Source organism: Telluria sp. ZT3P26 (genome assembly GCF_059686035.1).
The window spans coordinates 82,704-103,212 of the sequence record NZ_JCASII010000008.1 but is presented as its reverse complement, the minus strand read 5'-3'; the positions used below and the strand labels follow the sequence as shown (position 1 = coordinate 103,212).

Below are 20,509 nucleotides of genomic sequence, written 5' to 3'. Positions count from 1 at the left end.
ATGCTGCTCATCCAATTTCTGACCGAAGCGCACGAGCGCCGGGTCGGCATCCTGACCGGCGCCACCATCCGCGTCATCGACGGCTACACCACCACGCTGGAACTCGCACGCGCCGCGATCGGCAGCAGCCAGGGCCTGGCCAAGCTGGCCGAGGGCGCCGCCGGCGCGCAGCAGGTCGACTATGACGCCACCGCGCAGGCCGGCCGCATCCTGCCGCCGCTCGACCATCCGGACGCCGCCCACTGCTACGTGACCGGCACCGGCCTGACCCACCTGGGCAGCGCGGATGCACGCGACGCCATGCACCAGAAGATCGGCGGCGATATCGCCGCGCTCAGCGACAGCATGAAGATGTTCCGCATGGGCGTCGAAGGCGGCAAGCCGCCAACCGGCACGGCCGGCGTGCAGCCGGAATGGTTCTACAAGGGCGACGGCTCGATCGTGCGCGCCACTGGCCAGGACCTCGAGATGCCGGCCTTCTCGCTCGACGGTGGCGAAGAGCCGGAGATCGCCGGCCTGTACCTGATCGGCGACGACGGGCACCCGTACCGCCTCGGCTACGCCATCGGCAACGAGTTTTCCGATCACGTGACCGAGCGCCAGAACTACCTGTACCTTGCGCATTCGAAGCTGCGCAACTGCGGCCTGGGGCCGGCGCTCCTGGTGGGCGACCTGCCGGCGCACGTCGCGGGCGTCTCGCGCATCATCGGCGCGGATGGCCAGGTGCGCTGGGAAAAGCACTTCGTCAGCGGTGAGCAGAACATGTCGCACACGCTCGAAAACCTCGAGCACCACCACTTCAAGTACGGCCTGTTCAAGCGCGCCGGCGACGTCCACATCCATTTCTTCGGCACCGCCACGCTGAGCTTTGCTGATGGCGTCCAGGTCAGCGAAGGGGAAACCTTCGAAGTCGCGTCGCCCACCTTCGGCCCTGCGCTGCGCAACCGCCTCGCGGTGCAAGCCACCCCCTACACGAAAGTGACCGCCTTATGAACATTACCGGCGACGCCATTATCAACGGCCTTGCGGAGCGCGGCGGTGCGGGCGCGTTCCAGGCCTGGGCGCCAGGCCAGCGCGAACACATCGAGCCGGCCTTCCACATGGTCACGCCCGAGCAGATCGACCGCGCCTGCACGCTGGCAGGCGATGCCTTCGACGCGTTTCGTGCCACGGGTGACGCAGCCCGTGCGCAGTTTCTCGAGACCGTGGCCGAGCAGGTCCTGGCCATTGGCGACGCGCTGATCGAGCGTGCGATGCTGGAAACCGGCCTGCCGCGCGTGCGCCTGGAAGGTGAGCGCATGCGCACGGTGGGCCAGCTGCGCCTGTTTGCCACGCTGCTGCGCGAAGGGTCATGGAACGATGCGCGCCTGGACACGGCGCTGCCTGAGCGCGCGCCGCCACGGCCCGACCTGCGCATGCGCCTGATCGGCGTCGGCCCGGTGGCCGTGTTCGCCGCCAGTAATTTCCCGCTCGCGTTCTCGGTCGCCGGTGGCGATACGGCGGCCGCGTTTGCGGCCGGTTGTCCGGTCGTGCTCAAGGCCCACTCGGCCCACCCGGGCACGTCGGAACTCGTGGGCCGCGCCGTCGCCCGCGCCGTCGCGCAATGCGGCTTGCCGGCCGGCGTATTTGCGCTGTTGAGCGGAACAGGCAACGGCATTGGCCAGCGCCTGGTAGCGCACCCGGCGATCCAGGCCGTGGGCTTTACCGGCTCGCGCTCGGGCGGCCTGGCCCTGATGGCCGTGGCGGCCGCGCGCAGGCAGCCGATTCCCGTGTATGCCGAAATGAGCTCGATCAATCCGGTGTTCCTGCTGCCCGAGGCGCTGGCCAACCGGGGCGAGGAGATCGGCAAGGGCTTCGCTGCGTCGCTGACGATGGGCGTCGGCCAGTTCTGCACCAATCCCGGGCTGGTGCTGGCAGTCGACGGGCCGGGCCTGGAGGCGTTTACCAGCGCCGCGAGCGATGCTTTGGCGGCGTCCGGCAGCGCCGTGATGCTAAATCAGGGCATTGCGGACAGCTATCGCAAGGGCGTCGAGGCGCTGGCCGGCAACGACGCGATCACGACGCTCGCGCGGGTAGCGCACGACGAAGGCAAGGGCGGCGCGGCGTTGTTTCGCACGACGGCCGACGAATTCCTCGCGCGCACCGAGCTGCACGATGAAGTGTTCGGCCCCGCCTCGGTGCTGGTGGTCTGCAAGGATGCGGCCAAGATGCGCGACGTGGCCGAGGCCATCGAGGGCCAGCTGACCGCGACGCTGCAGCTCGACGCGGGCGACATCGCCGCCGCCAGAGCGCTGCTGCCCACGCTGGAGCGCAAGGTGGGCCGCATCCTGGCCAACGGGTATCCTACCGGCGTCGAGGTGTCGACGGCGATGGTGCATGGCGGGCCGTTCCCGTCGACGGCCGATGGCCGCAGCACCTCGGTGGGAACGGGCGCGATCAGCCGCTTCCTGCGGCCGGTCTGCTACCAGAACCTGCCGGCCGCACTGCTGCCGGAGGTCCTGCAGGACGGCAACCCGCTGGGCACCTGGCGACGCCGGGACGGCACGCTCACCAAAGAGTGAGCGGGCGTACAACAACAAGATGGAGACAAGCATGCAACACATGGCGAACTACCCGAGCCTGAGGGACAGGCGGGTGTTTGTGACGGGCGGCGGCACCGGTATCGGCGCGGCGATCGTGGAAGCGTTCGTGGCGCAGGGCGCCATCGTCGCATTCGTGGACATCGCGCGCGACGCCAGCGAAGCGCTGTGCGCGCAGCTGGCCGGTGCCGGCCACCGGGCGCCAGAGTATCGGCACTGCGACATCACCGACATCCCTGCGCTGCAGCGCACGATGGCCGAACTGGCCGCGCAGTTGGGCGACTTCGAGGTACTCGTCAACAATGCGGCGAACGACCAGCGCCACGATATCCATGACGTGTCGCTCGACTACTGGAACGAGCGCATCGCGATCAACCAGCGCCCGATGTTCTTTACCTGCCAGGCGGTCTTGCCTGGCATGAAAAAGAAGGGCGGCGGCTCGATCATCAATTTCAGTTCAATGTCCTGGCATGCCAAGGGCGCCGGCTATCCGGTCTATGCGACCACCAAGGCAGCCGTGATCGGCCTGACGCGCAGCCTGGCGCGTGACCTGGGACCGTTCGGGGTGCGGGTCAACACCGTCACGCCCGGCTGGGTCATGACGCAGCGCCAGATCGACTTGTGGGTCGACGACGCGGCCGAAGCCGAGATCAAGAAAGCGCAGTGCCTGCCGGGCAAGCTGATGCCGGAGGATGTCGCGCGCATGGTGCTGTTCCTGGGCGCCGACGACAGCCAGATGTGCACGGCGCAGGATTTCGTCGTGGATGCCGGCTGGACCTGAGATGCGCCGGCTGTCACATCGCGGCGATGATAAGTAAATCAAGCCTGCAAAAAAAAAGCAGGCAACACCAATGGAGACAATGTTGAAAGCACTCAAACCCCTCATCCTCGCATGCGGCCTGGCCGCCATGCCTGCTTTTGCCCAGGTCAGCGTGTCGGTCGACACCGGCAAGCCAGGCCCCGTCATCAACAAGAACGTGTATGGCCAGTTCGCCGAACACCTTGGCACCGGCATCTACGGCGGCCTGTGGGTCGGCCAGAATTCCTCCATCCCCAATACCCGCGGCTGGCGCAATGATGTCGTCGGCGCGCTGAAGGAACTGAAGGTCCCGCTGGTGCGCTGGCCGGGCGGCTGCTTCGCCGATGAATACCACTGGCGCGACGGCATCGGCGCGCGCAACAAGCGCCCGGTCAAGGTCAACACGCACTGGGGCGGCGTGGCCGAGGACAATGCCGTGGGCACGCACGAATTCTTCGATCTGGTCGAGATCCTGGGGACGGAAGCCTACATCAACGGCAACCTGGGTTCCGGCACGCCGCAGGAGATGGCCGAGTGGCTCGAGTACATGACGTCGGATACCAAGTCGTCCCTGGCCGAACTGCGCCGCAAGAATGGCCGCAAGGCGCCGTACAAGGTGGCTTACTTCGGCATCGGCAACGAAGCCTGGGGCTGCGGCGGCAACATGAAGCCGGAATACTATGCCAACCTGTACAACCACTATGCGACGTTCCTGAAAACGCCACCGGATGCGCGCCCGAAGATGGTCGCCAGCGGTGGCAACGACAACGACACGAAGTGGACCGAGGTACTGAGCAAGGAAGCTGCGCGCGGCACCGACGGCATCAGCTTCCACTACTACACGCTGCCGACCGGTGTATGGGAAAAGAAGGGCGCCGCCACGGGCTTCCCGGAATCGGAATGGTTCTCGACCATGCAGCAGACGCTGCGCATGGACCAGCACATCAAGCAGAACGTCGCCATCCTCGACAAGAACGATCCCGAGAAGAAAATCGGGTTCTACGTCGACGAGTGGGGCACCTGGTACGACGTCGAACCGGGCACCAATCCGGGCTTCCTGTTCCAGCGTAATACCCTGCGCGACGCGGTCGTGGCGGCGCTGAACTTCAACATCTTCCATGCCCACGCCGAGCGTGTGCGCATGACGAACATCGCGCAAATGGTCAACGTGCTGCAGGCGATGATCATCACCGACAAGGAGAAGATGCTGCTGACGCCAACCTACCACGCGTACAAGATGTACATCCCGTTCCAGGATGCGACGTCGCTGCCGGTGGCGGTCGACAATGACGTGGCCTATTCGAGCAACGGCAAGGGCGTGCCGGGCATCAGCGCCACGGCGGCGCGTGCGAAGGATGGCAAGGTGTATATCGCGCTGGTCAACACGCACCCGACGCGTGCCAGCGATGTCACGCTCAATGTGGCGGGCCTGGCGGTCGGCGGCGTGACGGGCCAGGTGCTGACGGCGGACGCGATGGACGCGCACAACACGTTCGAAAAGCCTCAGGCGATCAAGCCGGCGCCGTTCAGCGCCAGGGCGCAGGATGGCAAGCTGACGATCAAGGTCCCGGCCAAGGCCGTGATGGTCTTCGCGGTCGAGGCGTAAATGCGGGCCGCACACCTCGTGTGGGCGGCGCTGGTGGTTGCCAGCGCGGCCAGCGGCGCCAGTGCCGCGCAGGTCGGCGTGCACGACCCGGTCATGGCGAAGCAGGGCGCGCGCTACTACCTGTTCAGCACCGGCCCCGGCATCACGTTCTACAGCTCGACCGACCTGACGAACTGGAAGCCGGAAGGCCGCGTCTTCAAGGAAGGCCCGGCCTGGGCGACCCGGGCCGCGCCGACCTTCGACGGGCATATCTGGGCGCCCGACATCTATCACCACGACGGCAAGTACTACCTGTACTACTCGGTGTCGGGATTCGGCAAGAACACGTCGGCCATCGGCGTGACCGTCAACACGACGCTCGATCCGCGCTCGCCCGCCTACAAGTGGGAAGACCAGGGCCCGGTCGTGCAGTCGGTGCCGGGGCGCGACCTGTGGAACGCCATCGACGCGCAGGTGATCGACGACGCCAAAGGCACGCCGTGGATGTCGTTCGGCTCGTTCTGGGGCGGCCTGAAACTGGTGAAGCTCGATGCCAGCCGCACGAGGCTCGCCGAGCCGCAGGAATGGCACACGATCGCGCGCCGCGAACGGCCAGCCTTCACGCCGGACGACGAAGCCGGGCCGGCGCAGATCGAGGCGCCGTTCATCTTTCCCAAGAACGGCTGGTACTACCTGTTCGCCTCATGGGACCTGTGCTGCAAGGGCAAGGACAGCACGTACAAGGTGGTGGTGGGCCGTGCGAAAACGGTCACCGGACCCTACCTCGACCGCAACGGCGTCGACATGGCCAGGGGCGGCGGCTCGCTCGTGATCGCGGGCGACAGCGACTGGCGTGGCCTCGGCCACAACAGCGCCTACACGTTCGACGGCAAGGACTACATGGTGCTGCACGCTTACGAGACCGCCGACCGCTTCAAGCAGAAGCTGAAGGTGCTGGAGATGGGCTGGGACCGGGATGGCTGGCCGGTGCTCGATCAGAAGGACCTGAATCGCTACCAGAGCGCGCTGCAGCCATGAAGGTTCGCCTCCTGGCATGGCTGCTGCTGGCAGCGGGCACGCTGGCGCAGGCGGCCGCACCGTTCCCGCTGGCCGACGTGCGCCTGGGCGCGGGGCCGTTCCTCGACGCCCAGACCACCAACCTGAACTACCTGATGGCGATGGAGCCCGACCGCCTGCTCGCGCCGTTCCTGCGCGAGGCCGGCCTGGAGCCGCGCAAGCCAAGCTATGGCAACTGGGAATCCTCGGGCCTGGATGGCCACATGGGCGGGCATTACCTGTCGGCGCTGGCGCTGATGTACGCGTCGACCGGCGACGCGGAAACGCTGCGCCGCCTGAATTACATGGTCGCCGAACTGCAGCGCGCGCAGCACGCCAATGGCGACGGCTACCTCGGCGGCATCCCGGGCGGCCGCCAGGCCTGGCGCGATGTCGCGGCCGGCAAGCTCGACGCCGATGGCTTCTCGGTCAACGGCAAGTGGGTGCCGTGGTACAACCTGCACAAGGTGTATGCGGGCCTGCGCGATGCCTACCGCTATGGCGGCAATGCGGACGCGCGCGCCATGCTGGTTGCGCTGTCCGACTGGGCGCTGGCCCTGACCGCGCGCCTGTCGCCGGAACAGATGCAGGCGATGCTGCGCAGCGAGCATGGCGGCATGAACGAGATCTTCGTCGATGTCGCCGAGATCACCGGCAACAAGAAGTATCTCGAGCTCGCACTGCGCTTTTCGCACCAGGCGATCCTGCAGCCGCTGGCGCGGCAGGACGACCAGCTCACCGGCCTGCATGCCAATACGCAAATCCCGAAAGTGATTGGCTTTCAGCGCATCCATGATGCAACCGGTCGCAAGGACAGGGGCGACGCGGCCAGATTCTTCTGGCAGACGGTGGTGGAGAAGCGCTCGGTGGCGATCGGCGGCAACAGCGTCAGGGAGCATTTCCACAGCCGGGACGACTTCGCGCCGATGGTGCATGACGTCGAAGGGCCGGAGACCTGCAACACCTACAATATGCTCAAGCTGACGCAGATGCTGTTCGCGGCCGGGCCGACGGGCGCGTACGGCGACTATTACGAGCGCGCGCTGTACAACCACATCCTGTCGTCGCAGCGCCCACAGGGCGGGTTCGTGTATTTCACGCCGCTGCGGCCCAATCACTACCGCGTGTATTCGCAGCCCGACCAGGGCATGTGGTGCTGCGTGGGTTCGGGCATCGAAAGCCACGCCAAGTACGGTGAATTCATCTACGCGCACGAAAAGGCCACCTTGTTCGTCAACCTGTTCATGGCCTCGACCCTCGACTGGAAAGGGCAGGGTGTCCGGCTGACGCAGGCCACCCGCTTCCCGGATACCGAGACGACGCGCCTGACGATCGACCGCGTCACGCCCGGGTCGGACACGTTCACGGTCAAGATCCGCTATCCGGGTTGGGTGGCGCCCAGGCGCATGACGGTGCGGGTCAATGGCAGGGCGGTCAAGCTTGATGCGCGGCCGGGCGGCTACGTGGCCCTCACGCGCCGCTGGCGCGCAGGCGACCGGATCGACGTGCGCCTATCGATGACCACGCACCTGGAGCAGCTGCCGGACAAGTCCAACTACTACACGGTGCTGCACGGCCCTGTGGTGCTGGCAGCCAGGACACGGATGCCGGGCGACGAGCGGCTGCAGTACCTGGCGGACGACGCGCGCATGGGGCACATCGCATCCGGGCCGGTCTGCCCGATGGAATCGGCGCCGATGTTCGTCAGCGACTCGATGGACTTCATCCGCAGATTCAAGCCGGTGGCGGGCAAGCCATTGACGTTCACCGCGCCGGGGCTGGTGCATGGCGCCGACGGACCGGCCACCGAGTTCGTGCCGTTCTTCCGCCTGCACGAATCGCGCTACACGATGGTCTGGCAGCACGCGACGCCCGTCGGGCTGAAAGCGCAACAGGCGGCCAATGCAGCAGGCGAAGCAGAGAGCCTGGCGCTCGATGCGCGCACCATCGACCAGGTCGCGCCGGGCGAGCAGCAACCGGAGTCCGACCATTTCTTCAAGGGCGAGGGGATCGACGCGGGTGTGAACAACGGACGCCACTGGCGTCATGCGTCCAAGTGGTTCAGCTACGAGCTGAAGGATCCGAAGCAGGAAGCGGGCGTGCTGCGGCTGACGTATGCGAAAGCCGATGCGGGGCGGCGCTTCACGATCCTGGTCAATGACCGGTTGCTGGCCGACGTCACGCTGGCCAGCGACGCGGCCGGGGAGTTCTACACGGTCGACTACCCGATTCCGGCCGCGCTGCGGGACGCCGCGCAAGGTCTGCTCAACGTGCGTTTTGTAGCGCAGGCCGGTTCACTTGCCGGCGGCCTGTACGGACTGCGGCTGCTGCGCTGACGTCGACGCCAGGCGCCGTTACAGCATCCGCACCCAATTACCCTTGTACAGAATCGGTCCGGTCGGTCCACCGGCGCCGGGCGAGCCGCCGCGTGGTTCGAGCGAGACGGCCAGCGTGGCGATGTCGTCGCCGACCGCGCCGCCGGTCAGCGGCAGCGTGATCGCGCCTTCCGGCGGGATCACGCCGAGCGAACGGGGCGCGCCTTCCTTCGGAACGGCCCACAGCTGCAGCGACTTGTCGGCGGCCACCGGTGCGTTCTCGACCAGGCGCGCCGTGAACACGCGGCGTTCGCTGTCGGCGGTCAGCAGCAGCGCCGTGCGTGCCTTGTCGTCGATCAGCGTGGCGACCAGGTCGACCTGCGGGGCCTCGACCAGCGTCGAGCGCAGCACGCCCACCATCAGCAAGGTCGCGGCCAGTGACGCCAGGCTCAGCGAACGCCAGAACGTCAGCGACTCGGTGCGCCAGAACTGCCATGCCGCGTGCGCACGTTGTTGCACCTGGCTCAGGCCCAGGCGGCGCTCGATCGCGCGCCACACCTGGGCACGCGGCGTCTGCGCCCCCGAGAATTCCGCCATCGGCATCAGGCGTTCCTGCCATTCGGCGGTCAGGCGCCGCAGGACCGCGTCGTCGCGCAGATAGCGCTCGAAGCGCCGGCGCGCGCCGCCCCTGAGCGTGCCGAGGACATACTCGGCCGCCAGCTTGTCGCACAGTTGCGGGTTGTTGCTGATATTCATGCTCGTTCGCCCCTCACCAGGCACGTCTTGAGCCGCTCCAGGCTGCGGCGGATCCAGGTCTTGACGGTACCAATCGGTATCGCCATCTGCTGCGCCACCTCGCTGTGCGACAGGTCATGGAAGAAGGCCAGGCCAACGACTTGCCGGTGCGCGCCTTCGAGCAACGACATGCAGTAGGCCAGCGCCTTCGCATCATGGCTGATGAGCAGCGCGTCGATCGGCGTGGCGCGCGGGTCCTGCAGGGCTGCCATGATCTCGGCATCGAAGACGGGGCCGTCGATATCGAGATCGTGAGCGCAGCGGCGCAGCAGGTCGAGCGATTTGTTGCGCACGATCGTCGTCATCCACGTCATGGGCGCGGCCAGGTGGCGCTGGTAACCGGCAGCGCCGTTCCAGATTGCCACGAATCCGTCCTGCAGTGCTTCTTCAGCCAGTTCGCGCTTGCCTAATATACGCAGCGCGTAACCGAACAGTTTCGGCGAAATCGTGTCGTACAACGCGCGGAAGGCTGCCGCGTCACCTTGTGCTGTGCCGTGCAGCCATGTTGCCAGCTGTTCGGGATTGGGATGAAGGGTATCTGGCACTGCCATCCTTGGACGTTGTGTGAGTGAAAAATCCGGTGATATTGACAATATCATATCGTCCCGCCAGTGCCCGCACGGATGGCCGACACCCCGGTTGAATAGTTTTTTTGAAATAGTTGAAACCGATTCAATCGTGCGTCAGTACAAGCTATACGCGCTGCATCAGCGGTGGCAGTCAGGTTTCCTGACTGAAATACCTGAGCAGACGCCAGCCCATTTACTCGATCGCATCAACCGGAGACACACCATGACAGACACGAATGTGACATTGGCACTGCTCGAATCACGCAAGGAAAAGCTGGAAAAGCGCCGCTCGTTCTTCAAGAACGTGGGAGGGATCAGCGTCGGTATGGTAGGTGGTACCTTCCTGTCCGCCTGTGGCGGCTCGGTCAAGGACGCGATTGCGCAGGCCGCGCAGCCGACCGACATCGACATCCTCAATTTCGCGCTGAACCTCGAGTACCTCGAAGCGCAGTTCTACTCGTACGCGGTGTTCGGCACCGGTCTGGCAGCGAACCTGACGGGCGGCACGGGCACACAGGGCGCCGTGACGGGTGGCCGCGCCGTCGCATTCAAGGATCCGCTGGTCGCGCAATACGCCAAGGAAATCGCGCAGGATGAAATCGCGCACGTGGGCTTCCTGCGCGCAGCGCTCGGTTCGGCGGCGGTTGCCCAGCCAGCCATCGACATCGGCGGCACCGATCCCAACGGCGCCTTCTCGAACGCTGCCCGAGCGGCCGGCCTGGTGGGCCCGGGCGTTGCCTTCGACCCATATGCCAGCGATGAAAACTTCCTGCTGGGCGCGTTCATCTTCGAAGACGTCGGCGTGACAGCGTACAAAGGCGCGTCGCCGCTGATCACGAACAAGACCTTCCTGGAAGCTGCAGCCGGCATCCTGGCGGCCGAGGCGTATCACGCCGGCATCGTGCGCACCGTGCTGTACTCGAAAGGGTTGTCGGCGCCTTCGCTGCGCACGGCAGCCACGGCGATCTCGAATGCGCGCGACAGCCTCGATGGCTCGACCGACGTCGACCAGGGCATCGTCAATCCGAACGACAGCACCGTGTCGAACATTGTCCCGCTCGACAAGGACGGCATCGCGTTCAGCCGCACGCCGGGCGACGTGCTCAATATCGTGTACCTGACCAAGGAATCGGTCACGATGGGTGGCTTCTTCCCGCGTGGCGCGAATGGCGTGCTGAACATGAGCTCTGCCTACGTCTAAACACCTGTAAGACCCGTGCGATGCGGTATCGTTTTACCGCATCGCGCTTGATACCCAAAAACGTATCAATCGCCGCAAAAAATTGATTGGATCAGTATCACGCTTTGTCCTACGATTGCAGAACAATAATATCGGAGACAAGTGATGCGATTCACCCGCAGGAAATTCCTGGGCGTAGCCACGGCTGCCACGTTCGCAGCAACCCATCCGGCGCTTGCCGCCAAGCCCCTGACGATCGGCTTTTCGCAAGTCGGCGCCGAGAGTGAATGGCGCACCGCCAACACCACCTCGATCAAGGACGCCGCCAAGAAGGCCGGTGTCATCATGAAATTTGCCGACGCCCAGCAGCGGCAGGAAAACCAGGTCAAGGCCATCCGTTCGTTCATCGCCCAGCGCGTGGACATCATCGCGTTCTCGCCCGTCGTCGAATCAGGCTGGGATACCGTGCTGCGGGAAGCCAGGGCCGCCAGGATCCCCGTCATCCTCACCGACCGCGGCGTGAAAGTGGCCGACCCGTCGCTGTACGTGACGCTGCTCGGTTCCGACTTCGTTGAAGAGGGCCGCCGCGCCGCCCGCTGGCTGGTCGAGCACGCGAAGAAGAACCCGGGCCGCGCCTACAACATCGTCGAGCTGCAAGGAACCGTCGGCTCGGCGCCGGCGATCGACCGCAAGGCCGGTTTTGCTGAAGTGATCAAGGGCGAGCCGCGCCTGAAGATGCTGCGTTCACAGACGGGCGACTTTACCCGCACCAAGGGCAAGGAAGTGATGGAGGCGTTTCTCAAGTCCGAGGGAAAGAACATCACCGTCCTGTATGCGCACAACGACGACATGGCCATCGGTGCGATCCAGGCGATCGAAGAAGCGGGCATCAAGCCGGGCAAGGACATCCTCGTGATCTCGATCGACGGCGTGCGCGGCGCGTTCGAGGCCATGTTGCAGGGCAAGCTGAACGTGACGGTCGAATGCAACCCGCTGCTCGGTCCCCAGTTGATGCAGGCTGCGCTGGCGGTCAAGGCGGGCAAACCGGTCCCCAAACGCATCGTCGTGAACGAGGGCGTGTTCCCGGCTGAACTGGCCGCGAAGGAATTCCCGAACCGTCGCTATTGAGGCGGCCATGCTTCCCACGACAACGCAGGTGCCGGTCCTGGAAGTGACCGGCATCCACAAGCAGTTTCCGGGCGTGCGCGCGCTGTCGGATGCGGGCCTGCGCCTGTATCCGGGCGAAGTCCACACGCTGATGGGCCAGAACGGCGCGGGCAAGTCCACGCTGATCAAGGTGCTCACGGGGGTCTACCAGCCCGATCGCGGCAGCATCGTGTTCGCTGGCGAGGCGATCGCGCCGCGCTCGACGCAGGACGCGCAGGACCTGGGCATCAGCACCGTGTACCAGGAGGTGAACCTGTGCCCGAACCTGTCGGTCGCCGAGAACATCTTCATCGGCCGCTACCCGCGGCGCTGGGGCATGATCGACTGGCGCCGCATGCGGCAGCAGGCGCAGGCGCTGTTGACGCGCCTGCAGGTGCACATCGACGTGCGCCAGCCGCTGGCCAGCTTCCCGCTGGCGGTCCAGCAGATGGTGGCCATTGCGCGCGCACTGAGCGTTTCGGCGCGCGTGCTGATTCTGGACGAACCTACGTCAAGCCTCGACGAAGCCGAAGTCCAGCTGCTGTTTTCCAACCTGCGCGCGCTGCGCGAGCAGGGCATGGCGATCCTGTTCGTGACGCACTTCCTCGAGCAGACCTACGCGATCTCGGACCGTATCACCGTGATGCGCAACGGCGAGCGGGAAGGCGAGTACCTGTGCGGCGACCTGTCGCGCCTGGCGCTGGTGAACAAGATGATCGGTGCTGCGCCCGATGCCCAGGAGCTGCCTGCCACCGGCCAGCAAGCGACGCAGGCACCCAGCGCTGCGGCGGGCGAGATTGTCCTGCGCACGCGCGGCGCCGCCAGGCGCGGCGTGCTTGCGCCGCTGGACCTCGTGCTGCGCAAGGGCGAGCTGCTGGGCCTTGCCGGCCTGCTGGGGTCCGGCCGCACCGAAACCGCGCGCATGCTGTTCGGCGCCGACCGGATCGACAGCGGCGCGATCGAGATCCAGGGCCGCGCGCGCGCTCTTGCCACGCCACGTGACGCCATTGCGCACGGCGTCGGGTTCTGCTCCGAAGACCGCAAGCACGAAGGCGCGATTCTCGACCTGTCGGTGCGTGAAAACCTGATCCTGGCGCTGCAGGCGCGCCAGGGCCTGCTGCGCGCGATTCCGCTGCGCCGCCAGCAGGCGCTGGCCGATCACTATGTGCAGCAACTGGGGATCAAGACGGCCAGCATCGAGACGCCCATCGGCACGCTCTCGGGCGGCAACCAGCAAAAGGTGCTGCTGGCGCGCTGGCTGGCCACCGAGCCTAGCCTGATGATCCTCGACGAACCCACGCGCGGCATCGACGTGCGCGCCAAGCAGGAGATCATGGATTACGTCACGAGCCTGTGCCGCAAGGGCATGTCGATCCTGTTCATCTCGTCCGAACTGCCGGAAGTGCTGCGCGTGAGCGACCGGATTGTCGTCATGCGCGACCGCAAGGCCTGCGGCGAGTACCGGCGCGGTGAACTCGACGACAGCACGGTGCTGCACGTGATTGCTGGGGAGGGCGCGTGATGGCCGTCAACGACATCCCGGCGCTGCAGCCGCCCGCGCGGGCGCCCCTGGCCGCGCTGGCGGTGCTGCTGCTGATCGACTTCCTGCTGATTCCCGGCTTCTTCCACCTGGAGGTCCGCGACGGCCACCTGTACGGCGCGCTGGTCGACATCGTCAACCGCGCGGCGCCCCTGATGCTGGCGGCGATCGGCATGACGCTGGTGATTGCCACGCGCGGCATCGACATCTCGGTCGGCGCCGTCGTGGCGCTGTCCGGCACCGTCGCCTCGATGCTCATTGGCGGCACGATGGTGATGCAGGATGGCGTGCCGGTGTACCTGGCCGACACGCCGATGCTGGTGGCGATTGCCGCCGCCCTCGGCGCGGCGCTGCTGTGCGGCCTGTGGAACGGCGCGCTCGTCGCCGGCCTGGGCCTGCAGCCGATCGTCGCGACGCTGATCCTGATGGTAGCGGGGCGCGGCCTGGCCCAGTTGCTCACCGATGGCCAGATCGTCACGGTCTACTACCAGCCGTACTTTTTCCTGGGCAGCGGGTATCTGTTCGGCTTGCCGTTTGCGCTGTTTGTCGTGGCCGTGGTGTTCGGCGTCACGGCGCTGCTGCTGCGCCATACGGCGCTGGGGCTGTTCATCCAGGCGGTGGGCATCAATCCGGTGGCGGCGCGCCTGGCCGGCATCCGCACGGCGGCGCTGATCGTGTTCGTCTACGTGTTCGCGGCCACCTGCGCCGGCATGGCGGGCCTGTTGATCAGTTCCAACGTGAAGAGCGCGGACGCCAACAACGCCGGCCTGATGCTCGAACTGGACGCCATCCTGGCCGTCACGCTGGGCGGCACGTCGCTCGCGGGCGGCAAATTCAGCCTGGCCGGTTCGCTCGTCGGGGCGCTGATCATCCAGACGCTCACCTACACCATCTATTCGCTGGGCGTGCCGCCCGAGGTCAATATGGTCGTCAAGTCGGTTGTCGTGTTCCTGGTCTGTATCTCGCAGTCCGACCAGTTCAGGCAGTTGTGGCAGCGGAGGCGCGCATGAATGTCCGCGTACTCGCGAAGGCCCCGTCCTTCACCTCCCTGGTCACGGTGGCGCTGCTGGTGGCGATGCTGCTTGTCGGCGGCGCGCTGTACGACGGCTTCCTGTCGCTGCAAGTGCTGCTCAATCTCCTGATCGACAACGCGTTTTTGCTCGTGATCGCGATCGGCATGGGCTTCGTGATCCTGTCCGGCGGGATCGACCTGTCGGTGGGCGCCGTGCTGGCGCTGGCGACGATGATCGCGGCCTGGCTCCTGCAGGTGGCGCACTGGCCGCCGCTGGCGGTGATTGCGTTTGTGCTGTTGCTGGGCGCCGGGTTTGGCGCGGGCATGGGGGGCATCATCCACTACTTCCGGCTGCAGCCGTTCATCGTCACGCTGGCCGGGATGTTCCTCGCGCGCGGCCTGTGCTACCTGATCAGCATCGAGTCGATCACGATCGACGATCCGCTGTTCGTGGCGATGTCGCAAACCCAGCTGCCGTTTTTCGGGGGCTTCCTGTCGCCCGGCGCGCTGATTGCGCTGGGCATGCTGGGCCTGGCCATCTGGCTCGCGCACTACAGCGGCTTTGGCCGCGCCGTGTATGCGATCGGCGGCAATGAAACCTCGGCCGCGATGATGGGGCTGGCGGTCGGACGCACCAAGGTGCTCGTGTATGCGCTCAGCAGCTTCTGCGCCGCGCTGGCCGGCGTGCTGTTCGCGTTCTACATGCTGTCCGGCTACGGGCTGCATGTGCAGGGCACCGAGCTCGATGCCATCGCCGCCGTCGTCATCGGCGGCACGCTGCTCACGGGCGGCTACGGCTACGTGGCCGGCGCGCTGTCGGGCGTGCTGGTGCTGGGCACGATCCAGACGCTGATCGCCTTCGACGGCACGCTCAGTTCTTGGTGGACGCGGATCGTGATCGGTGGCCTGCTGTTCGTGTTCTGCGTCGTCCAGCGCGTGATGGCATTTGGAAGAAAATAAAAGAAGGAGACACCATGAAACACACCATGTTCGCCGCGCTGCTGTGCGCGAGCGCCTGCGCGCAGGCCGCCAACCCGATCGTCCGGGACATCTTCACGGCCGACCCGGCGGCGCTGGTCGACAAGGGCCGCGTGTACCTGTACGTCGGCAAGGATGACGCGCCGGCGGGCGGCAAGGATTACGTCATGAACGAGTGGCGCGTCTACTCGAGCTGCGACATGCAGCGCTGGACGGACCACGGTTCGCCGCTGCGTTATTCCACCTTCAAATGGGCCGGGCGCGATGCCTGGGCCTCGGACATCGTTCGGCGCGGCGACAAGTATTATTTCTATTCGACGGTCGACCATGCGACGATTCCCGGCAAGGCGATCGGCGTGGCGGTGTCGGACAGCCCGACCGGCCCGTTCGTCGATGCACTGGGCCGGGCCCTCGTGACGAATGACATGACGAAGCAGACGCAGATCCTGTGGGATGATATTGACCCGGCCGTGTTCATCGACGACGATGGCCAGGCTTACCTATACTGGGGCAATACGGTCATGAAGTACGTGAAGCTCAAGCCGAACATGATCGAGTTCGACGGCCCGATCCAGACCACCGGTCTGGACAATTTTGTCGAGGCAGCCTATGTGCACAAGCACAAGGGCACGTATTATCTGACTTACTCGCGCCACTTTCCCGAAGAAACCGTGGCCATGCGCGGCCCGGGCGTGCATGGGCCGTGGTCGATGGATGGCGTCATCATGGAAAAGAACACGAATGTGAAGACCATCCACCAGGCGATCGTCGACTTCAACGGCAAGTCGTACATTTTTTACCATAACGGCAAGCTGCCCACGGGGGGCGAATTCCGCCGCTCGGTCGCGGTCGAAGAGTTGCACTACGCACCGGACGGCAAGATCTTGCCCGTCGCCCAAACGAGCGCTGGGCCTGCCGCCAATCCATCGCCGGGCTGCACGTGATCTGATGGAGACGACCAACCCCAACTGGTTCTTGAAGGCGCGCCTGAAAACGCGCCAGTTGCTGCTGCTGATTGCGCTGGATGATTACCGCAACATTCACCGCGCGGCCGAGGAACTGCACATGACGCAGCCGGCGGCATCGAAACAGGTCAAGGATCTGGAAGAGATGCTCGACGTGCGCCTGTTCGAACGGCTGCCGCGCGGGATGGAGCCGACCATCTACGGCGAGACGATGATCCGCCACGCGCGCATGGCCCTGACCAGCCTGGCGCTGGCGCACGACGACATCGTCGCGCTCAAGGCCGGCCTGGCGGGGCAGGTCGAAGTGGGCGTGATCATGACGCCGGCGATGGCGCTGCTGCCGCGCGCCATCGCCCGCATCAAGGAGCAGGCGCCGCTGCTGCGCATCGGTGTGCAGCTCGAGTCGAGCAATGTGCTGCTCGATAAGCTCAAGCACGGCACGCTCGATTTCATGATCGGGCGCATCCTCGAAAAAGAAGATTCCACCGGGCTGATCTACGAAGAGCTGACCGAGGAGCCGGCCTGTGCGGTCGTGCGGCCCGATCATCCTTTGCTCGATAGCAAGAACCTGACGCTCGAGGAGCTGGTCGGGCGGCCCTGGATCCTGCCGCCACCGGGCAGCATCCTGCGCCACCGCTTCGACATGATGTTCCTGCGCGCCGGCCTGCAGCCGCCGGTGAATGTCGTCGATACCACCGCGCTGTTACTGGTCACCGCGCTGTTGCAGCAAACCGACGCATTGCACGTGATGCCGCAGGAAGTTGCGCAATATTATGCGTCGCTGAATGTGATGCGGATCCTGCCGATCGATTTGCCCTGCAAGATGGATGCATTCGGCATCATCCGCCAGCAGGATCACCTGCTGTCGCCGGGTGCCGAGTTGCTGCTGGGCGCCGTGCGCGCCGCTGCTGCAGAGATTTACTAGGACTGTGGCATCCCCGCCACGCCCGTCAACGCCTCAGGTGTAACGGGCGCGGCCCGTTTTGCTTGCTCGCTATAATCGCCTCAACAAGAATATATTGGCGGCGCCGCAGCAGGGCAGGATCAGATGTTCCAGGGTATCGAGCTCGCCAGCCTTGCAAGAACCACACTGGGTATTCCTGATGAGTAATCTGAGCGGCTTCATGCCGATGGCCGGTGGCAGTGCCACACTGTCCGGCGACCCTACCGGGCTGGACGTACCTGCGCCAGTCCTGGCTGCGCCGTCGGCGCTGTTTGCATCCGCCCCCGCAGCTGCATTCACCTCCCGTACCGCCTCCACCGAGCCTGCGCTGTTTGATCCCGCCACCTGGCCGGATGGCCTGCGCGCGATCGCCGACCTCATTCAGGCGTCGCGTTTCCCGATGTTTCTCGCCATCGGGCGCGAGCTGCGCCTGTTCTACAACGACGCCTATTCCGACCTGCTGGGTGACAAGCACCCGGCGGCGCGCGGCGCGCCCTACGCCAGCGTGCGCCCCGAGCTGTGGGACCGCATGCGGCCGTATTTCGACGAAGTCCTGGCGGGCGAATCGGCCCAGCTCCAGCATGCGCTGATGGAATTCGAGCGCAACGGCAAGCGCGAACGGCGCTTTTTCTGCGTCTCACTGTCGCCCGTGCGCCATGCCGGGCAGGTGGCCGGCGTCTACTGCGTGCTGACCGAAACGACGTCCGACGTGCTGTCGGATTACCGCCACGCGTTCCACCAGAAGCTCGACGAAGCGCTCGACGGCCTCGATGACGCTGCCCACATCATGCGCGCGACGAGCGCCATGACCGGACAGACGCTGGGCGTGGCGCGCGTGGGCTACGGCGAGATCGACGCCGCCGGGCGCACGGTCAGCATCGAGCGCGACTGGACCAGCCCCCGCATGACCAGCCTGGCTGGCCGTTCCCACCCGTTTGACGCGTTCGGTCCGGCGATCACGGCCAAGCTGCGCCAGGGCCGCAGCGTGCGCATCGATGACGTCGATACCGACGAGCGCAGCGCGCCGCATGCCCTGGCCTATGACGCCATTGGCGTGCGCGCACTGGTGATGGTGCCCATCGTCGAAGAAGGGCGCCTGTGCGCCGTGTTCTACCTGCACGAGCCGATGGCGCGTCACTGGACCGAGCAGGAAGTGGCGATGGCCGAAGACGTGGCGCGCCACACGCGTGAAGTGGCGCGCCGTTCGCGCGTCGAAGAAAACCTGCGCGACGAGAGCCGCATCCTGGAAACCGTCAACCGCGCCGGGCGCGCGCTGGCGTCGACGCTCGACCTGAACACGCTGGCGCAATCGATCACCGACGCCGGTGCCGAACTGAGTGGCGCGCGTTTCGGCGCGTTCTTCTGCCATGCCGGCGGCCGTGGCGATCCGCTGCAGGTGCCGCTGCATGACCAGATGCGCCTGCACGCACTGTCCGGCGCATCGCGCGCGCAGTTCGAGCAGCTCGGGTCACCGGCGGCCGACCTGTTCGGCCCGCTCATCGGGGACGGGGCGCCGGTGCGCAGCGACGACATCACGCGCGATCCGCAGCATGCGGCGCTGGTGGCCGACGGCGCGCCGCTGGCGCAGCTGCGCGTGCGCAGCTACCTCGCGGTGCCGGTCGTGTCGCAGTCGGGCAAGGTGCTCGGCGGCCTGTTCCTCGGCCACCCGGCACCGGCCATGTTCACCGAACGCACCGAGCGGATCGTCGCCGGTCTGGCCGCGCAAGCGGCCGTGGCCATGGACAATGCGCACCTGTACGAGATCGCGCAAACGTCGGCGCTCGAGCGCGACGCGCTGCTGCAGAGCGAGCGCCTGGCGCGGGTGCAGGCCGAGCGCCTCAGCCACACCAAGGATGAATTCCTGGCCATGCTGGCGCACGAGCTGCGCAATCCGCTGGCGCCGATCAGCAGCTCGGCCAGCTTGCTGAGCCTGCAGTTCGCGAACGAGCCGCGCATCTGCCAGACCAGTTCCATCATCAGCCGCCAGGTCAAGCACATGAGCCGCCTGATCGATGATCTGCTGGACGTTTCGCGCGTCACGCGCGGGCTGGTCAAGCTCAAGCTGGCGACGGTCGATTTCCGCGACGTCGTGAGCGGGGCGCTCGACCAGACCCGCCCGCTGGTGCTCGAAAAAGCGCACCACGTGACGGTGCAGCTGCCCGACACGCCCGTGTATGTGCGGGGCGACCTGACGCGCCTCGTGCAGAGCGTGGCCAATATCGTCGGCAACGCCGCCAAGTACACGCCAAAGGCCGGCACGCTGGCGCTGCGCCTCGTGGGCAGCGATGGCCGCATGACGCTCGAGGTGCGCGACAATGGTTCCGGCATGCCGCCCGACCTGGTGCCCAATGTGTTCGACCTGTTCACGCAGGGCGCGCGCACGCTGGCCAGATCGCAGGGCGGGCTGGGGCTGGGCCTTACGCTCGTCAAGCGCCTGGTCGACCTGCACGATGGCGAGGTCACGGCGCACAGCGATGGCGTCGGCTGCGGCAGCACGTTCACGCTCTGCCTGCCGTGCGTGAGCGCGCACTGCGATGATGACGACGGCCACGATGCGCTGCCGTCCGGGGCCGACCCGGTACGCGCGGCGCTCGGGCGCCCCTTGCGCGTGCTGATCGTCGACGACAACACGGACGCCGCCGACAGCCTGGCCACGCTGCTGCAGGTGCAGGGCCACGCCACCGCTGTCGAATACGACGCCGCCTCGGCGCTGCGCCGCGCGCGCGTCGAGCATCCCGACGTGATGCTGATCGATATCGGCTTGCCCGACATCGACGGCTACCAGCTGGCATCGAGCCTGCGCGCGCTGCCCGAGATGGCGGCCACGGTGCCGGTGGCCGTGACCGGCTACGGCCAGGCGAAAGACCGCGAACGGGCGCTCGAGGCCGGCTTTGTCCACCACTTGGTCAAGCCGGTCGACATGACGGCGCTCGTGCGTATCCTGGAATCGAGTGCGTCCCTCGCGGCGCAGGCCGAGGCAGCGGCCGCATCGGCCTAAGGCTGAGTTTTGCCGCCCTTCATGGCGGGAGTATGATGATGCTCCTGTC

The 20,509-nt window shown here is 66.1% G+C and carries 16 protein-coding genes; 14 read left to right on the top strand and 2 right to left on the bottom strand.

The genetic code is table 11. The features are described 5' to 3' along the window. The 6 genes from araD1 to AC56LN_RS21840 all read left to right on the top strand — a co-directional run bounded on the left by araD1 (nucleotide 1) and on the right by AC56LN_RS21840 (nucleotide 8,355). Nucleotides 1-993 (top strand): AraD1 family protein, encoded by a 993-nt coding sequence (gene araD1, locus AC56LN_RS21865; protein ID WP_499574685.1) that lies wholly within the window; start codon nucleotides 1-3, stop codon nucleotides 991-993. Beyond that, nucleotides 990-2,561, top strand: a complete 1,572-nt coding sequence (locus AC56LN_RS21860; protein WP_499574684.1) for an aldehyde dehydrogenase (NADP(+)) — start codon at nucleotides 990-992, stop codon at nucleotides 2,559-2,561. Before araD1 ends, AC56LN_RS21860 begins: the two co-directional genes overlap by 4 nt. Nucleotides 2,562-2,592: 31 nt before the next feature. Continuing rightward, nucleotides 2,593-3,360 carry an SDR family NAD(P)-dependent oxidoreductase gene (locus AC56LN_RS21855; protein WP_499574683.1) on the top strand — a complete coding sequence of 256 codons (768 nt, stop codon included), beginning with the start codon at nucleotides 2,593-2,595 and terminating at the stop codon, nucleotides 3,358-3,360. A 79-nt stretch (nucleotides 3,361-3,439) separates the two neighbouring features. After that, a complete protein-coding gene (locus AC56LN_RS21850) occupies nucleotides 3,440-4,984 on the top strand; it encodes an alpha-N-arabinofuranosidase (RefSeq protein WP_499574682.1) in 1,545 nt (514 codons plus the stop codon). Next, nucleotides 4,985-6,001: an arabinan endo-1,5-alpha-L-arabinosidase gene (locus AC56LN_RS21845; protein ID WP_499574681.1), complete on the top strand. Its 1,017-nt coding sequence runs from the start codon at nucleotides 4,985-4,987 to the stop codon at nucleotides 5,999-6,001. Beyond that, complete coding sequence (locus AC56LN_RS21840; protein WP_499574680.1) at nucleotides 5,998-8,355, top strand: beta-L-arabinofuranosidase domain-containing protein; 2,358 nt, start codon at nucleotides 5,998-6,000, stop codon at nucleotides 8,353-8,355. Before AC56LN_RS21845 ends, AC56LN_RS21840 begins: the two co-directional genes overlap by 4 nt. Before the next feature lie 18 nt (nucleotides 8,356-8,373). Here AC56LN_RS21840 and AC56LN_RS21835 read toward each other — a convergent pair whose 3' ends face one another. Continuing rightward, nucleotides 8,374-9,090 carry an anti-sigma factor gene (locus AC56LN_RS21835; protein ID WP_482897775.1) on the bottom strand — a complete coding sequence of 239 codons (717 nt, stop codon included), beginning with the start codon at nucleotides 9,088-9,090 and terminating at the stop codon, nucleotides 8,374-8,376. Continuing rightward, nucleotides 9,087-9,680: a sigma-70 family RNA polymerase sigma factor gene (locus AC56LN_RS21830; protein ID WP_499574679.1), complete on the bottom strand. Its 594-nt coding sequence runs from the start codon at nucleotides 9,678-9,680 to the stop codon at nucleotides 9,087-9,089. The genes AC56LN_RS21835 and AC56LN_RS21830 overlap by 4 nt, the downstream gene beginning before the upstream one ends. 241 nt (nucleotides 9,681-9,921) lie before the next feature. Here AC56LN_RS21830 and AC56LN_RS21825 point away from each other — a divergent pair, with 241 nt between their 5' ends. From AC56LN_RS21825 to AC56LN_RS21790, 8 genes are all read left to right on the top strand, one after another. Next, a complete protein-coding gene (locus AC56LN_RS21825) occupies nucleotides 9,922-10,899 on the top strand; it encodes a ferritin-like domain-containing protein (RefSeq protein WP_499574678.1) in 978 nt (325 codons plus the stop codon). Nucleotides 10,900-11,043: 144 nt separating this feature from the next. Then, nucleotides 11,044-12,006, top strand: a complete 963-nt coding sequence (locus AC56LN_RS21820; RefSeq protein WP_499574677.1) for an ABC transporter substrate-binding protein — start codon at nucleotides 11,044-11,046, stop codon at nucleotides 12,004-12,006. Nucleotides 12,007-12,013: 7 nt separating this feature from the next. Continuing rightward, the gene (locus AC56LN_RS21815; protein ID WP_499574676.1) at nucleotides 12,014-13,546 is read left to right on the top strand and encodes a sugar ABC transporter ATP-binding protein; all 1,533 of its coding nucleotides are present in this window, start codon (nucleotides 12,014-12,016) and stop codon (nucleotides 13,544-13,546) included. After that, nucleotides 13,546-14,574, top strand: coding sequence for an ABC transporter permease (locus AC56LN_RS21810; protein WP_499574675.1), 1,029 nt, complete (start codon nucleotides 13,546-13,548; stop codon nucleotides 14,572-14,574). The genes AC56LN_RS21815 and AC56LN_RS21810 overlap by 1 nt, the downstream gene beginning before the upstream one ends. Then, nucleotides 14,571-15,536 (top strand): galactofuranose ABC transporter, permease protein YjfF, encoded by a 966-nt coding sequence (yjfF, locus tag AC56LN_RS21805; protein WP_499574674.1) that lies wholly within the window; start codon nucleotides 14,571-14,573, stop codon nucleotides 15,534-15,536. Before AC56LN_RS21810 ends, yjfF begins: the two co-directional genes overlap by 4 nt. Before the next feature lie 14 nt (nucleotides 15,537-15,550). After that, nucleotides 15,551-16,498, top strand: coding sequence for a glycoside hydrolase family 43 protein (locus tag AC56LN_RS21800; protein WP_499574673.1), 948 nt, complete (start codon nucleotides 15,551-15,553; stop codon nucleotides 16,496-16,498). A 4-nt stretch (nucleotides 16,499-16,502) separates the two neighbouring features. Further along, the gene (locus tag AC56LN_RS21795; RefSeq protein ID WP_482897782.1) at nucleotides 16,503-17,444 is read left to right on the top strand and encodes a LysR family transcriptional regulator; all 942 of its coding nucleotides are present in this window, start codon (nucleotides 16,503-16,505) and stop codon (nucleotides 17,442-17,444) included. Nucleotides 17,445-17,622: 178 nt separating this feature from the next. Next, nucleotides 17,623-20,460: a GAF domain-containing protein gene (locus AC56LN_RS21790; protein WP_499574672.1), complete on the top strand. Its 2,838-nt coding sequence runs from the start codon at nucleotides 17,623-17,625 to the stop codon at nucleotides 20,458-20,460. The last annotated feature ends 49 nt before the right edge of the window (nucleotides 20,461-20,509 follow it).